Raw genomic sequence first — 15,785 nt, 5'->3', positions numbered from 1 at the left:
TTACAGTCAATAAAATCATACAAAAACAACGACAGCCACCAGGCTGCCGCTGCTACATGTTCTTATTAAGTATCAATCATTGTTCATTCCGCATCTCAAAGATTTTCTGCAAGGTAAGAAGGTGAAGTGTTCTTTCATCATTTGTTTCTTGCAGTTTGTTTCCCGATGCTGCGTCCATATACCACTCTACAAGCCTGTATCCGAACATAAGTAAAATCATCTCATAAATGCAGTTATCCGCTATGTGTGAAATATCCGCATATTCCGAAAAGCCCTTGTAATACGCCGGGATACATCTATGGTAGTATTCAACCATGTGTTCAATATCCGCTTCGTCCGCGATAAGACTTGCCATATCTTCGCCTAGATAGCCCCACCCTGTAGTATCCCAATCGATGAGCGCAATTTTACCGTCCGAATAGATTAGGTTCGTTACCCAAAAATCTCTATGGCACAGTACGATGGGCAGTTTTTCTATACGATTGATTATTTCGTCTGCGCTTGCATCAATCTCGATGAGCATATTACATATGTGTTTCGGAATTTCACAATCGTCGGAGCGTATATAATCGTACACTCTATTCCATGACCGATAATGAAAATAGAAGTTCTTCATATAATCCACTTTGCTCAGGTTGGTCATGTTCTGCAAAAAAGCAGGCTGTTCGGCATATAACTGACCTTGGAACCGTCCTAATCCCTCGGCTGCATGTTCATACATATCGCCAGTCAAGTCTAAGCCCGATATGCCCTCGATATATTCCATCCAAATCTGGGTTTCGTTTTCTTCTTCGCTCATTTCAGCATGATAACATTCAGGCCAACGGAACGATTCGGAGAACAGAGCACCGAAATTGGATTTATAAAAATCATATTCCCTGCGCCAAGATTGGGGATCGCCGTAACGTTCCCACTTCTTTTGCGTTTTTACTACGATTTTATAGGGCAATGTCCCGCCGTCAGCGGTTTTTGCATTGCCTGATACAAGTTGTACATCACCCACTGTTCCACCATGTAACTGTTTAGTCTGGAAATCAGCGTGAGCTATTTCTGTATTAAGCATTTTGCTTAATACCTGTGTTAGAGTTTCGGCTTTTATATCGTTAATAAAGAATTCCCCCGATCCATTTATCAATGTGAAACCTGCATGTGCCGTTAGCATGAACATGATCTGATTATATAAATCATAGCTGACATGCAGACCATGATGAAAGGCCGACAATGGTTTAAATCGTTTAATACCTTTTTCGTGAGCCCGTGATATAAGAAAGGAAAGCTGTCGAGAAAATCTCGACAGCCTGACAACTCCGAAAACTTGATGTTATATTTTTCTTCATTCCAGCGGTTCCATCGGCTTCAATCTTGTCGCTCGGAATAAACCATTCTCCAGCAGTGGCGCCAATCGGGCCGCGCTTGGCACAAGCTGATGAACGACAGGCTTGCTCACAAGCCATTGCAGCAGGCTGCCCCATCTTAATGGACTGGCGAACTCCTGCTGGATCACTTCCGTATATCGTTGTTCCCATTCCAGAAGTGAAATGCTTCCCCGCAAATAACTGTCGGCGAGCGGAGCGCATAATGCAGCCGAGTGCAGCGCCATCGACATGCCGTCACCGCACAGCGGAGCGATCGTCGCGGCAGCATCGCCTATTCGGGGAAGCCCGTTCCATGGCGATGGTTTATGCTGGAGATAGACGGGAGCAATGGCAGCTTGCGAATCAGGGACAGGAACTGCTGGCGCAAGCCGCTCGGCGAGTCTCCGGTTGCGCTGAATCGCTGTTTCCAGAATTGACATCACCGATTTGCCCGTCTTCACAAATTCACTTCGGTTCAACAGCGCCGCAGCATTCACACGGCCATCCTCAACCGGACATAACCCTAAATAACCACCTTGGAAGAAGTACATTTCAATCACCGGCCCCATCCTTATACCGGTATAATGAGTTTTAACGCCAATGTAAGCTTGCTGGCTCGAAGCGGCTGCATCGGGACGATGTCCTGGATTCGCAACCCGAGAATTCGTTCCCCAAGCTGTAATGACAGCTCTGGCATGGAACAGGTTCGTATCCGATCCCCGTTTCGTTCGGACGATATAACCTTCTCCATGCTGTTCAACTCCAGTAACCGTGGTTGATAGGTGCAGCTGTGCTCCAGCCTGCAACGCGGCTGAATGCAACGCCTCATCCATTCTGTATCGGCTAAGCCCCCAGGCAGCGCCAGGGATCGGAAGCTCAATTTCACGGCCCTGCTCGAAGGTGAGCTGTGCCCGTTCAATCCGCGTCGGATATAAAGATTCGAGCGGCTCGGTTAATCCTAGAGCGTTCAGCGTGCTCTGTGCTTCTGGCGAGAGGAATTCCCCGCACACCTTATGACGCGGAAAATTTCGCCGGTCAATCAAGGCCGTCTCCCACTGTTTATCCGCGAGCGCCTTAGCGATACAGCTTCCCGAGATACCTCCCCCGAGAACGACGACATCTACAGAATGCTTCATTTCGATCAGTCCCGTCCGCTTAAGAATGAATCAGGCTTACCGATTACGACGGCATAACGAAACAACGGCCGCCAGGAATACAACATCTGGTTGATTCCCATCGTTTGCTTAAGACGTTTCCAATCCTGAGAGCGGAAGCCTTTCGCCACGGACAAAGGTCCGTCGTTTAAAATATACTTGTTCGATGAGATAACCCGGGTCGCAAGCCATACCGCCGTCCAGGCGATCCAGTGCCGATGGATATCATTTACGACAACACCAAGCCGAGCCGCCCGCAGCATGCTTGCAACAGCACGAGGCAGTTCTTCCTCCGAAAAATGATGCAAAAGCTGTGTGCCAGTCACGATATCCGTTCTCGCCTCGGGGAGTGTAAACAAATTGCCGCGAACGACCTGAACGCGAGGCTCATCCATATACAATTGACGCGCTTCTGCGCAGGCTTCTTCCGTCATATCGACCAGTGTAACCATCACCGTAACGCCTTGCTTCGATGCCCATTGTAGAACGCGCCGATTCACATCACCGGAGCCGGCACCGACGTCTGTAATGGACAGCTGCTTCGGTTTGCCCGCATCCCGCCACAGTTGTTTTACTCCATATAGTGTTGGCGCGCTGGCCGCGAACAGCCTATTTAAACGGCGAAGTTCGCGTAATGCCTCACGAAGCTCCTCCCCTCCGCTTGTGAAATCGTCCATGAGTTCAGCCGCCGATGCCCGCTGATGCAGCTTAGGAAACATATTCCGTATTCTCCGTACTGTGCTTGGATGCCACGCTGGAAGCAACGTAAGTAATTTTGATCATCTCCGCCGTCAAACCTGGTCCGAAGGCTAACGCAAGACCGGATGCACGCTCGGTACCTTGTTCCTGCAGCTGTTCCCTCATCTTCTTCAATACAAATAAAATCGTTGCGGACGACACATTTCCAATCTCTCGCAGGACACCGAGACTAGGCGCAACCTGTTCATCCCTTAGACCATAATTCGATTGCAACGCTTCAATAATGCCTTTGCCTCCCGGATGAATCGCCCATAATTCGGGTGGCTCGTCCCCACCGAGATGAGCTACTTCGGCTGGAACATGATTGCCAATCAATCTCGGAATATTCGGGGACAGATATAGGTCGAACCCATCATTCCCGATCTCCCAAATCATTTCATCGGCGCTTTCAGGAAGCAGCACTGAACGCTCATCACCCAGTTGGTAAACATGCTGATGCTGCGAAGAGGACGCGCCGATTACGCAAGCCGAAGCTCCATCGCCGAAGAAAGAAGCGCCGAACAAAGCTTCCCGATCCCCGGAAGGCTGAATATGTAAGGTGCATAGTTCCACGCACACAATCAGTACGTTCGCCTTCGGATCTCCGGACACCAGTTGCTTTGACAAACATATCGCCTTCATCCCGGCTGCGCATCCGATGAAAGTTAGTGGAATTCGCAAGACCGAAGGCACCAGCCCTAGCTCTCGAATCAAGGCCGCATCGATACCCGGAAGAAATTGCCCGGTACAGCTAACCGTGATCAGATGTGTGATCTGCACTGGATCCATCTTTGCATCCGCTAAGGCCGCTCTCGCGGCAGTTGTAGCGAGAGGGACAGATTCCCGTTTATAAACTGCCATCCGTTCTGCTGTCGACGGTACCATCGAAGAATCTTCTTGGGGCAAATAACGGCATACCGATGCTTCCAGAAAAAGATCAGGCTCGCATGTATATCGGCTTTCAACACCGCACTGCTTGAATATTCTTCTGGCCCAACGGCCTGAATCCGGGTTATTACTCAGCGCGTCAACGATCCGTCGTGCCGTATCAGCCTGGTCCATCCGATAAGGCGGCAACGCGGTGCCGATTCCAGTGATAGCAATCATAGAACTTACATCTGCCATAGCAACATTACCTCCTTAAAATACATTAGCGGCTTTAACTTCAATTCAGTGGCACGTCAATTTTATTCCAAGCCGTTCTCATCAGCTTGCCCATCTTATGAACATGACAAAACCAAAACCAATAGCCCGTGCTGGGCACGGGCTCTATAGGCGGAATGATCTTGAATAACTTCGGCATCATTAAAATGGCTTGATGACCATAAGCAATAATATGGCAATCATCAGCAGCTGTGCTGCTGTCTCGACAGGTATAATCTTTTTTAGCACCAGTCCGAACTCGGTGGGTATTTCACGGCCCTTATCTTGAGTTTCAGATATAATCTTAACGATCTTTTTCATACGCGGCGCGATCCAGCCGTCGATGATGACGACCATAAGCAGCGATAAAAGAATTGATACATTTAACCACATTTGGGATAACCCCATCTTGGTGATGATCATAAGCCCAACCCCGGTTATACCAAGGACAACTCCGCCAATTTTAGGCAGGATCGCAAGTTTGGTCGTTATACCTAATGTAAATTGCATCTGGCCGACAGTTCTAGCGGATCTTCGAATAAAAGGCATCAGAAATGCGGGTCCAATGATAGCGATCGAAGCCGATATATGCAAAACGAGCAGTACACTAAACAAACCCATGATCCCCATTCTCCTTAGCGCACCGGAATATTATTTTGATAGGCTAGACCGACCCTTTTTCTTTTAAATGGTCCTCCGAGATCAATGTGGTCCAACATACACTTTGCGACATCATCATAAACAACATTTAACTCCTGAAATCGGCTGAACAGGTAGCCGGCTATTTCTGCCTCGGAATATTCCTTGATTACCTCAGGAACCGGAACGGGAAGGATTTCCGTTGTTACATGTAGATTAACTGGACCAGGATGCTCTATTGAATCGATCATGGTTCCCGGACACATCACGGACCAATCGAGTTCAGATCTTTGCAGCCTTTCGAAGTTCCGGTTATGATTTTTGTACTCGGGAGGGAAGCCGGGTAAATTGTTGCCGATCAGCTCCGTATGCGGAATATTCAAGAGACCGGCGCCCCCCATCATCCATACCCGCCCTGAGAAATTAAGCTGTGATTCACACTGGCTTATAATGTTATCGACGATACGAACAAACTCTTCTCCCTGGCCCGCATGACCGGCTGCAATAATAGCGGCGTCTTGATGCGCGAGTGCCTCACTGACGCTGATCGGGTCCATAATATCGTCCTCAATTACTCTCACTTGTTTTGAGGAGTGCTTGCCAAGTTGATCATAAAGCTTCTCGGCATTTCGCACGAAAGCGGTCATTTCATGTCCTCTATTTATTCCCTGCACCAGCACTCTTCTCCCTGTATTCCCCGTAGCTCCGAAAACAATAATTTTCATTGTTTTTCCTCCTCTTTAATAGCCCCTAATATTTGGTTAATACAAGCTTAGCATCGCTTCCAAATGATGTTAAGAACCCACTTTAAAGTAGGGTACTTACTTATAAGTAAGCATTACAGAGGATAAAGGATGATGGGAAGAAAGAGAGAAATAAAAAAACTGCCCGGAATGCTTTGGCAGCTTTTGATGGATTGAATTTGTGTACAAGTTCATTGAACCAGCTTTATGATGCTGACTCTTCATATTTCCGTTTATTATGATTTTCTCCCCAGGCACACATCACTTCCGCTACAGGAATCAAGGTTCTGCCGTATTCACTAAGAGAATATTCAACTTTTGGAGGGATCGAAGGATAGACCGTTCTATCGACGATGCCTTCTCGTTCCAAATCCCGCAGATGTTGTGAAAGCATTTTTTGTGATACATCAGGTATAAGCTTCTCCAAATCGTTGAATCGCTTTTTGGATTCAATCAAGTTCCATAAAATCATCGGCTTCCATTTACCGCCCAAAACATGAATGAGTGTCTCTACAGGACATTCACGCTGATGAATCATTGATAAATCATCCCCTTACTCATAAGTAAGTACATTTCCTGGAATCAACATAACAAAATTTTACAATGGCTATATAATCAAGTCAACATATCCTAGACCTAAACAGGAAATAGAAAACAGGAGCAGACTCACTTACGCTGTCTGCTCCTGTTTCAAGAAGAGTGAAATCCTTATTATTTATTCCAATATTTTAGTAGCGACGAACGCAAGATCCGTAATGTCGATCTTGTTGTCGCCGTTCAGATCGGCGATCTTCGCTTTCGCCCAATCCGGGCTGGCGGAATCCTTGCCGTAATGGTAAGCAACGATCGCAAGGTCGCCCACATTGATGACTCCGTCTTTGTTAAGGTCTGCGGATACTTCCTTAATGACTGCGGACTTGAAGATGTCAATTGCACGCAGCAGATCAGTGACGGCGCCGTCAACCTGAGACTGCGTCGCGCCCGAGTTGTCTTTAACCGCTTTGGCCGTGTTAATAACAATGCCGAAGGCATCTTTGGCCGCTTGCGGATATTGACCAGGCAGTGTGCCTACAACTGCTGCATTATACAAGTTCTCTGCATTCGTAATCGCTCCGTTCAGCGCGGTCTTGTCAACGCCCGTATCTGCGCTTCCTACGGAAATGACCTTCCGGTCTGTACCCGCCTGGCCCACGGCTACCTCGGATGTTCCCAATTCCGCCCGGGTTACTGCAATCGCACCGCTTGTGTTCTGAACACCGGATTTCACCTTAAAAGTCAGATCCAGAACTGGCGTGCTCGCTCCTGAAATGCCTCCGATATTGGCGGAGATCAGTCGAAGTTCCCCGGCATTCGCCTTATCCTCTTTTACAACTTGGATGTTGTTGTTCGCACCTGCCGCAATTACATAGTCAAAAACTTTGGCGTCATAGGTTAGAGTGAAGTCCTGGGCATAAACACTTTGGGTGACGCTGTTCAGATGAACTGCTACTTTAAAGCTGCTACCGGCCTTCACACTGCTGTCTGCTGAAAGTGCAGCCGCTACTCTCTCTTGTGCTTCCTTATTGATGCTAACGGTATAAGCTTTTTCTGTGACTCCATCTTCAGCTACCACTCTAACGTTCAAAGTAGTCTTATCGGTTGGTAAAGATACTTTTCTCTCCGCGGTATCGTCAATTAATACATCATTAACATATACCAAAGCATTTGCGTTCTCAGGTGTGAATTTGACGAATGACTCGGCAGCATTTTTGGGAACAGAAACGGAATAATGGTTATCCTTTAATGTCGCCGGTGTTCCATCGGCTGTGACACTTTGGAGGTTCGTGCTATTGTTATAATCCTTCAAAATGGAAACTGTACCGAATAATCTGCCGACGTAGCTCGACCCCCTGTTAGCAAACTTTACGGTTACTTTAGATTTTCCTGCCAACAAATTTGCCGGGATTTGATACCTAACATCATAAAATTGATCGGGGGTTTTTGATTCTATGGTTTCTTCCTTAATAAGACTACCGTCCACATAAACGTTAAAGGTTCTTCCTTTATCACCGCTATAGTATCTGGTACCTATATAATTCGTTACAGAAGGATCCACGGTCATATCATAACTAAGCCAGGCGGCTCCGGATGTCCCGCTCCAAGCTTGACGGTACTGTTCCCCACCAAAGGAACCACCCCCTGTATTCCCCTGCAGATTATGCGCCAATTCGTGCTGGTCATTCGTGATTTGTACTTCATCGATCTTAGCGATCGCCTTTTTGGCAGCCGTCTTTTTATTTAAAATGTTTTTCTGGAAAGTCGGTGAATCCAATGCGGATAAATAGAAGTAAATCCCGTATCTTTCCTTGTACAAAGTATAGTAGGGCGTAAATTTCAAGTGGTTATCTTCATCTGTATTCCGCAAGGTGAATTCCAGTTTTCCTTCCGTTTTAACCAAATTGTTCTTAATATCACGGACCCAATCACTAACATTACCATCCTTAATAAGAATGTAATCCTTGAAGGTAACGCCCACAGGTAAATTTGCTTTCTGTGAAGCAAGATGCGGAATGGCGACCATTTGCTCTGTTCCAAGTCCCGCGCTTAAAACAAGAGGACCATAAGTAAATGCTGCCGCTTCAGGATTATCTTGAAGAGTTGAGACTTGGACTTCTAAAGGAAACGTCAGTTCAACAACATCTCCTGTCTTCCATACTCGGTGGATATCCATATATCCTTCGGATGCTTCCGCACTCATTGTTTCTCCGTTGATCTTCATAGCTACTTTTTGGCCTTTTGCAACCCACTCCGGCGATCTGAATTTAATCGTAACGGCTTCGGAAGGTGCGGCATTAATTGTAAACGTTGCTTTGTCGCTTTGGGGAATATCCGTTGCCTGAGTCAATTGAAGACCCTTTTCGGTCCAGTTCAATTTCGAACTCAAGTACATGTTGACATAAAGTTCTTGTTCGGTGTGAAAATAGATACTGTCATCCAGTTTCGTAAAATTCTCCATCCCGCTTCCCGTATCGCACCAGAAACTATCGAACTCGGTAGAGAATACTTTGAAATACCCCGTACCCATCGGCTTAAAGTACGTACTCATGCCGGTTTCCGGATTAATGGAGGACATAATCTCATTTTGCAATGTTTTCTCATAATAATTTGCATATTTAATATCTCCGGTAAGCCTGAACAACTCTCTAGTAAGCTTTAACATGTTATATGCGTTACAAGTTTCATCATTAATGTTATTCCTGTAATTATCCAACTGCCCGGGTTCTCTAAAATGCTCATTTTCGCTATTCCCGCCGGTTACGTAGGTATGGTCATTGACCACCATTTCCCAAAAGTTCTCCGCCGCTTCAAGGTAGAACGATTCTGCCTCACCTAATGCACGATAGCGATTCAGTGCGCCGATAAACTTAGGGATTTGTGTATTCGCGTGCTTATTCGCCAATACGTCTTGCCCATTGACAATGGACTTAAACAGGGAATCTTCGTCAAACATATGGGCTGCTGTTAAATGATTCTGATTATTGGAGTATTTATATAATTCATACAATGCGTCGTTTATACCGCCATATTCAATATTCAAGACTCTTGTATGCGTTGAATCGTTCCATGTTTGAGTTCTGTTATACGACCAATCTCCCAATTTACTCGCAATATCCAAGGCGTCTCCATTTCCTTCGTATTTATATACATCCACAAGCCCCATTATTATTTTATGCATGGTGTACCATGGCACCCAGCTTTGTCCCTCGATCTTTCCTTCAATTACATCAAAGTGGGTTTCCGGTGTTGCAAAAACATACCCGTTACTGCTTGCATTTTGACATGCTTTCAGCTCACTGATCACGTAATCAATTCTGCTCTTGATTTGTGCATGCTGTGCCGGATTCTCTTTCGTTTGTTTGTAGGCCTGTGATAGCGCTGTCAAATAATGTCCCAAGGTGTGCCCTCTAAGATAGCTCCAGTTGCCTTCCCAACCGTTGTAAAGCTCCGCTTTCTTAGGTAAACCCGCTACGGTTCTAAATCCCGACAAAAGACGGTCCGGATCAAGCTTTAATAAATACTCAACATCTTTATTGAAGGCATTCACATAAAACGGATCGGTAACATCTACCTGATCCATGTCGAAATTTTTGATTTTGGCCGAATCACCTAAATATATACTTGTTTTCACGACAACAGAAAATGTTTTTGTTAAGGTGACTGAACCATACGTTACAGTGGCTTGTATTGTAACCGCAGTATCTACACCTGGATCTGTGAGCACTCCGGTGTTTGATATCACGTCCGTATTCGATGAGTTCCACGAAATGGTACTTCCGTTTATGCCTTTAGTCGGGAAAGTAAGATTGCCCCTTGTTGTTTCCGGCAGAGAAATCGCATCCAAGTCTTGTTGTGCAATCCTCTTTTCGTCTATTATGCCGCCTTCCGCTTTATAAACGCCCCGGATAGCTTCATCTGAAGCTGCCACACTATATATTTTGAATTCGTCCACGTTCAGTTTGGAGTAGCCTCCGCCATATAGCGGAGAGTTGAATCCTAAATATTTGTGATCCGTATTATTTGCTGCAATGCTGCCGCCCTGTTTATTATATAAAGCCTTTTGAGCTAGACCGTTACGATAAATCCCCACATTTTTGGTTGCATTGTCATAGGTGACCGCAATATGCGTCCACTCTCCAACGGGAAAGAAGGTGCTTCGATCCCCTGTAACATACGATTCCTGTACGCCTGTTCCCGTTGAAAGCTTTAACGGAACTGTATCACTCAAGATGCTTAGATACCATCCCTCTCCCATCCAGTTTCCGCTTGGCTTGTTCCACATGATCATGTGTTCGCCTTTTAACGTAGAGTCGGGTTTCACCCAGAAAGAAACCGTCAGGTTCTGTGGTTGTAATGCTGCTGAAGTGCCTAAATCAATATAATTATTGGTTCCGTTTAGTTGTAATGCCTTACCGACCTTGCCATCCACATAATTTGCCGTCCCATTTAATATTCCTTGAATTCTGTTACTGGAGGAATCTGAAATATTATTTTCAAACTTTAATTCCAGCTGTTTTGAATCATCCAACCCTGCAGCATATGCCGGAATTGTGGAGCCTAAAATACCGGACATCAGATTCGCCGCCAATGTTACCGATACGATATGAATTACCGTTTTTTTCCGCGACTCTTTTTTACCTTTTAGCCGTTTCATTGATATACATCTCTCCTTGCGTTTTATATGAGGAATTGAGCGTAATCAAAGCTGGTGTGAGAACGAGGGATGGCATGCAAAACATCCCATCCCTCCTCACTTATGGTAGTTTTAGTCGGTTATTTTAGTGGCAACATACGCCAAATCCGTAATGTCGATCTTCTGGTCGCCGTTCAGATCGGCGATCTTCGCTTTCGCCCAATCCGGGCTGTTGGAATTCTTACCGTAATGGTAAGCGACAATCGCAAGGTCGCCCACATTGATGACTCCGTCTTTGTTCAGGTCTGCGGATACTTCCTTGATTACTGCGGACTTGAAGGTATCGACCGCACGGAGCAGGTCGGTGACGGCGCCGTCAACCTGAGACTGGGTCGCACTCGAGTTGTCTTTAACCGCTTTGGCCGCGTTAATCGCAATGTCGAAGGCATCTTTGGCCGCTTGCGGATATTGGCCAGGCAGGGTGCCTACGACTGCGGCGTCATACAAGTTCTGCGCATTCGTAATCGCAGCGTTCAGTGACGTCTTGTCTACGCCCACATCAATGCTTCCTACAGAAATGACCTTCCGGTCCGTGGCCGCTTGAATCACGGCTCCTTCCGACGTTCCAAGCTCCGCCCGGGTTACGGCAATTGCACCGCTCGTGTTCTGAACCCCGGATTTCACCTTGAAGGTCAAATCCAGAACCGGCGTGCTATCTCCAGAGATGCCACCGATATTGGCGGAGATCAATCGGATTTCACCTTGGGTGTCTTTGTCCTCCGTGATCAGCTCCAAATTATACGTTGCGGATGTTGCGCTCATATAGTCGAATACGCCGGCATCATAAGTCAACGTGATGTCCTGGGCATATATGCTTTCTTCCAGGTTGTTCAGGTTCACTCCGACGGTAAAGCTGCTTCCCGGCTTCACGCTGTCCGTTGCCGACAGGATAGCTGCAGGTTCCGTCGGTTCCGGCTCTTCCGTGGACGGCCAGACAGGATCCGCCGTGGAGGTGCTCGTCGTCAAATAAATCCGGTCGATCGTCAGTCCGTCTTCTCTGCCCCAGAAATTTAATTCATGCTCGCCGGCGTTGAAATTTAATGGACTTCCTCCAGGCACGACGGAGCCGCCGTTACTGAGATTCACCCATTTGAATTGTCCGCCGCTGATTCCCTCAATGCCGTTAGATGTAAATTTATACTGCTGATCCACTCCGACATGGAGAGAATCGGAATTGAAATCCACACTCTTGGCGAGGATCCAAAGCTGATAAGCCCCAGCTTTCGGGATATTGATCTTATATCCAAGCCTGGAGCCTGTTGCGAGGGTCGCTGCATCCGTTCCGGACATATTGAAGCCGGTATCGGGTCCGAAGAACATCGCCTTCGAGGACTGCCCGTCGACAAGCGACCAAGTGTGGCCATCAATGGTGCCGTGCACGTAAGCTTCCTCCGAGTTGTCCGCCGCTTTTTCGGCCTCAATAGCTACAATCGCGGGAGTATTAACGGTTACGCTAATTTCAGTTGTTGCCGCTTCGCCCAATTCTCCCCGATAACTTACGACGACCTGAGTCGTTCCGCTGGCTTTTGCAGTAATCGTACCGTTTGAAACATCTGCTATATTCGGACTTGGATTGTTGTAAGTTGCTTTTTGGGTTACGTCTTCCTTATGTCCGTCTTGATACTCGGCGATGACTTTAAAAGTAGCCTTTTGCCCGGTATCCAGAGCAAATGAAGGATTGTCGACCGTAATCTGTTTGACCGACAGTTCACTGTTCAGGTCTTTTACGAGTATATTTATCGAATCCGTTTTTCCGCCGAAGCTGATATCGATGGTTGTTGACCCATATCCCACGCCGGTGATTACTCCGTTCTTAATGTCGACAATACCGCTTTGGGTAGGTGTTGCGCTTGCCTGGGCAGTAACATCCTCACTTGTTCCATCGCTATAAACGGCTACAACCTCCATTTTTGCCGTGTTGGTTCCGGAAACCAGATCGATTTTGTTTTTATCTACGGATGCATTGATGGCTACAAGATCGCGAACCGCATTCTTCTTTCCGAACTGCCAATAATCTACCTTGAAGAGGTTACCTGTAGATGCGCCTTTGTAAACCATGTATAAATCGTGAACTCCCGTTGCGCCGGAAATACTGGCTGTCTTCGTTTTCCAGGCGGTTTCGCCGCCCGTACTGGAAATCGGCAGAACTCCGATCAGCGGACCATCCGCACGATCGATATGCAGTTCGATCGTCCCGCCGCTGGAATCGCTAGCCACATTTGCCGTAAATGTTCCTGCACCCTCCGTGCCAAAATCAACCTTGGAAACGGCCGTCCAGTCCCCATTGTTGATGCTGCTTACAGCCAGATTAATGCTGTTAACCATTCCTCCCGGCTGGGTCGTAGTTTCGGTGGATATTCCCCCGTTCCAACCGATCGTTTCTGCCTCAACTCTTTTATAAGGATCCAAATTTTTCAGTTGAGGAACCCCGGCGTAATCGCCCGTGATTGTTTCGATCACTCCGTTTGCATCAAAACTGACCTTATTAATATGTGCATTACGATACCCATGCGGCTGGCCGCCCAATTCCGGTACCAGACCGCTCTCCGCCATGGCCTTAGCCACGGTCTGGGCATGATAAGTCATGTACCATTGGCCGTTAAATTCAAACATGGCATGGTGATTGTTGCCTCCGACTCCGAAGAAAACAGCAGGATTCGGCAATATAGTTTTCACGTAGGTGAATGGACCGAGCGGATGATCACTCACCATGTATGCGATAGTTCCGGTTGGAATATCCGGCGGATGTTGACCGGAAAAGTTTGTGCTGTAGGAGTAGTAGTATTTTCCGTTGTACTTGTTAATTCCCGAATCTTCAAACAGCCATGGCGGATTAATCGGTTTAGCCTTCCCGCCGCTGGCTGCCAAATCCAGGCTGATCATGTCATCGCCTAGCTTTGCAACCCGCGCGGTTCCCGGGTCTTCATCCTTCCCGGCCGGAATTCCCCCGCCAAAATAAATGTATCCGCTTCCATCATCATCCATAAGCACGGCAGGGTCGAACAGCCATGTAACGTTTTCTACGCCTGGAGTGCTTCTGCTGATCAGAGCTTTACCGATCGGATCCGTAAACGGTCCAATCGGACTGTCCGCGGTAAGAACACCGATCCCGTTTGCGCTATCCGCAAAGTACAGGAAAAACTTCTCTTTACCGTTTATCGTTTTATGAGCGGCGGCAGGAGCCCATGAATTGTTTGCCCATTTGGCCGCCCCTTGCTGGCCCGCTACAGGAATTTCTCCGTGGTCTGTCCAGTTCACCATATCATCGGATGAAACCACCGTAATCTTGTTGATACGACTATATCCGTTATCCTTAATTGTACCGTTCGCATTGTATTCAAAAATATCATTGGTCATGTAAATATAAACTCTGCCGTCATAAACCATGGCATAGGGATCAGCCCCAAACTTGTGTGAAAATAGCGGATTAGCGTTGCCGGGAGTCTTGGCAAAAGCCGGGGTAAGCGGAGTTCCTTCCGCCGCCTGAACCTTTGGATTTATCGGGCTTGACGCGATGGCAAGCGTTAGAACCATAATCATGGACAGCAGTTTACTCCATACTCGCATTTTATTAATTCCACCCTTTCATAAATAGGTTAAAAGACGCTTAACTTTTATGTAGGAGCTTCATGCTGCTTAATTAGAACGTTGACACCTCCTTTCCCGGCAGTTCAGTAGCCTGAACAACCTCATGAGAGGTATGACGTTTAGATGTTCAATAACCGGTAAATAATGACGGCTGCTTCCGCCCGGATCGCTGTCTCTTTAGGCATAATCATGCCGTTATAGCCTTCAATGATTCCTTTCTTGACCAACCGGGACAGGGCGTTTACCGCGTAAGCGGATACATCCCCGGAGTCGCTGAAACTGCTCAAATCCGAGTCTTTCTCATCAAGCATTCTTCCTGCAATTTTCATAGCGCGTTCAGCCGTCACCATCATGTCTTGTCTGGTAATTGTTTGCTTCGGATTAAATTTGTCGTCGCCTGTACCCAGAGCAATTCCGAGTTTTTTGGCGATCCCAACTTCCTTGAAATAATAATCGGTCTGTTTGACATCTTTAAAGTTACCTTCGACTTCGGCATCCAACTCCAACGCCCTGACCAGCAAGCTAACGAAGTCCGCTCTGGTAATCTTCGCTCCCGGGCTAAAAGTGGTTGATGAAGTTCCCTTGATGATTCCCGATGTGGCTAGAGCCTCGATCTCCATCCTTGCCCATTCATAGCCAGCAAGATCGTTGAAAGTCGTCTTGTTTTGGTAAACGGTTTCTTTCAATGCCGGGTCCAATGCCTTTACGGATACCAGTTTAATGCCGGCATCTCCCTTGGTTTTCCCTTTAAATTGAATAGAAGCTAAGGCTGTATTCCCTTGCTCGCCTGCCTTTTTTCCGATTTTCGTGAACGCGATCGTCACGGTTCCGTCTTCGGCCTTCGGAGTGATGAAGTAACCATCTAACTTCGACTCGGCTTTATCCAACTCAACGATTTTAGGGTCGAACTTGATGGAAGCTTCATAAGCATAGAGTCCATTCAGGTTATCTCCATTCAATGTTACCGTCAGAGTTTTGTCAGGAAGAGCTTGATCTGAGCTTTTCGTTAGTGAAAACCCAGTCTCCGCTTTTGTATATCCCTTAACGGGCATGAAAGCCGTTGTTATAACTGCAATAAAACAGATCAAGATGGCTAGTTTTCTTTTTCTCATAGGGCTCTCCTTATTTCAGCACGCCCCATCCCTTCGCCTTTCTAAGCGGGACAGGGCGTACTGAGAGATAATTTAACAAATGA

Annotated in this window: 10 protein-coding genes and 1 pseudogene; all 11 read right to left on the bottom strand. The window is 46.9% G+C overall.

The window, feature by feature from the left end:
• Positions 1-76: 76 nt before the first annotated feature.
• A complete protein-coding gene (locus tag NYE70_RS04870) occupies positions 77-1,162 on the bottom strand; it encodes an aminoglycoside phosphotransferase family protein (protein WP_341047514.1) in 1,086 nt (361 codons plus the stop codon).
• Between the two features lie 171 nt (positions 1,163-1,333).
• Positions 1,334-2,491 (bottom strand): NAD(P)/FAD-dependent oxidoreductase, encoded by a 1,158-nt coding sequence (locus NYE70_RS04865; RefSeq protein ID WP_341045205.1) that lies wholly within the window; start codon positions 2,489-2,491, stop codon positions 1,334-1,336.
• Positions 2,492-2,496: 5 nt separating this feature from the next.
• Positions 2,497-3,228 carry a methyltransferase domain-containing protein gene (locus tag NYE70_RS04860; protein WP_341045204.1) on the bottom strand — a complete coding sequence of 244 codons (732 nt, stop codon included), beginning with the start codon at positions 3,226-3,228 and terminating at the stop codon, positions 2,497-2,499.
• Entirely contained in the window at positions 3,218-4,372 is a 1,155-nt protein-coding gene (locus NYE70_RS04855) for a type III polyketide synthase (protein WP_341045202.1), read from the bottom strand. The genes NYE70_RS04860 and NYE70_RS04855 overlap by 11 nt, the downstream gene beginning before the upstream one ends.
• A gap of 180 nt (positions 4,373-4,552) precedes the next feature.
• Positions 4,553-5,011, bottom strand: coding sequence for a DUF2269 family protein (locus tag NYE70_RS04850; RefSeq protein ID WP_213655246.1), 459 nt, complete (start codon positions 5,009-5,011; stop codon positions 4,553-4,555).
• 14 nt (positions 5,012-5,025) lie between these two features.
• Positions 5,026-5,754 (bottom strand): NAD(P)-dependent oxidoreductase, encoded by a 729-nt coding sequence (locus NYE70_RS04845; RefSeq protein WP_341045199.1) that lies wholly within the window; start codon positions 5,752-5,754, stop codon positions 5,026-5,028.
• A 223-nt stretch (positions 5,755-5,977) separates the two neighbouring features.
• On the bottom strand, positions 5,978-6,310 hold the full coding sequence (locus tag NYE70_RS04840) for a winged helix-turn-helix transcriptional regulator (protein ID WP_341045198.1): 333 nt from the start codon (positions 6,308-6,310) through the stop codon (positions 5,978-5,980).
• Between the two features lie 177 nt (positions 6,311-6,487).
• A complete protein-coding gene (locus tag NYE70_RS04835; protein ID WP_341045197.1) occupies positions 6,488-10,963 on the bottom strand; it encodes a beta-L-arabinofuranosidase domain-containing protein in 4,476 nt (1,491 codons plus the stop codon).
• 111 nt (positions 10,964-11,074) lie between these two features.
• The gene (locus NYE70_RS26000; protein ID WP_445323829.1) at positions 11,075-11,764 is read right to left on the bottom strand and encodes a dockerin type I domain-containing protein; all 690 of its coding nucleotides are present in this window, start codon (positions 11,762-11,764) and stop codon (positions 11,075-11,077) included.
• A 1,230-nt stretch (positions 11,765-12,994) separates the two neighbouring features.
• A pseudogene (locus NYE70_RS25995) lies at positions 12,995-14,569 on the bottom strand (glycoside hydrolase family 43 protein); the annotation flags it as partial.
• Positions 14,570-14,709: 140 nt separating this feature from the next.
• Complete coding sequence (locus tag NYE70_RS04825) at positions 14,710-15,702, bottom strand: S-layer homology domain-containing protein (protein ID WP_211020468.1); 993 nt, start codon at positions 15,700-15,702, stop codon at positions 14,710-14,712.
• Positions 15,703-15,785: the final 83 nt, after the last annotated feature.

The sequence above is a fragment of the Paenibacillus sp. FSL R5-0407 genome, from assembly GCF_038009185.1.
GTDB classification, from domain to species: domain Bacteria; phylum Bacillota; class Bacilli; order Paenibacillales; family Paenibacillaceae; genus Fontibacillus; species Fontibacillus vini.
The sequence above is the reverse complement of the archived record's forward strand: the minus strand, read 5'-3'. Positions and strand labels throughout refer to the sequence as shown.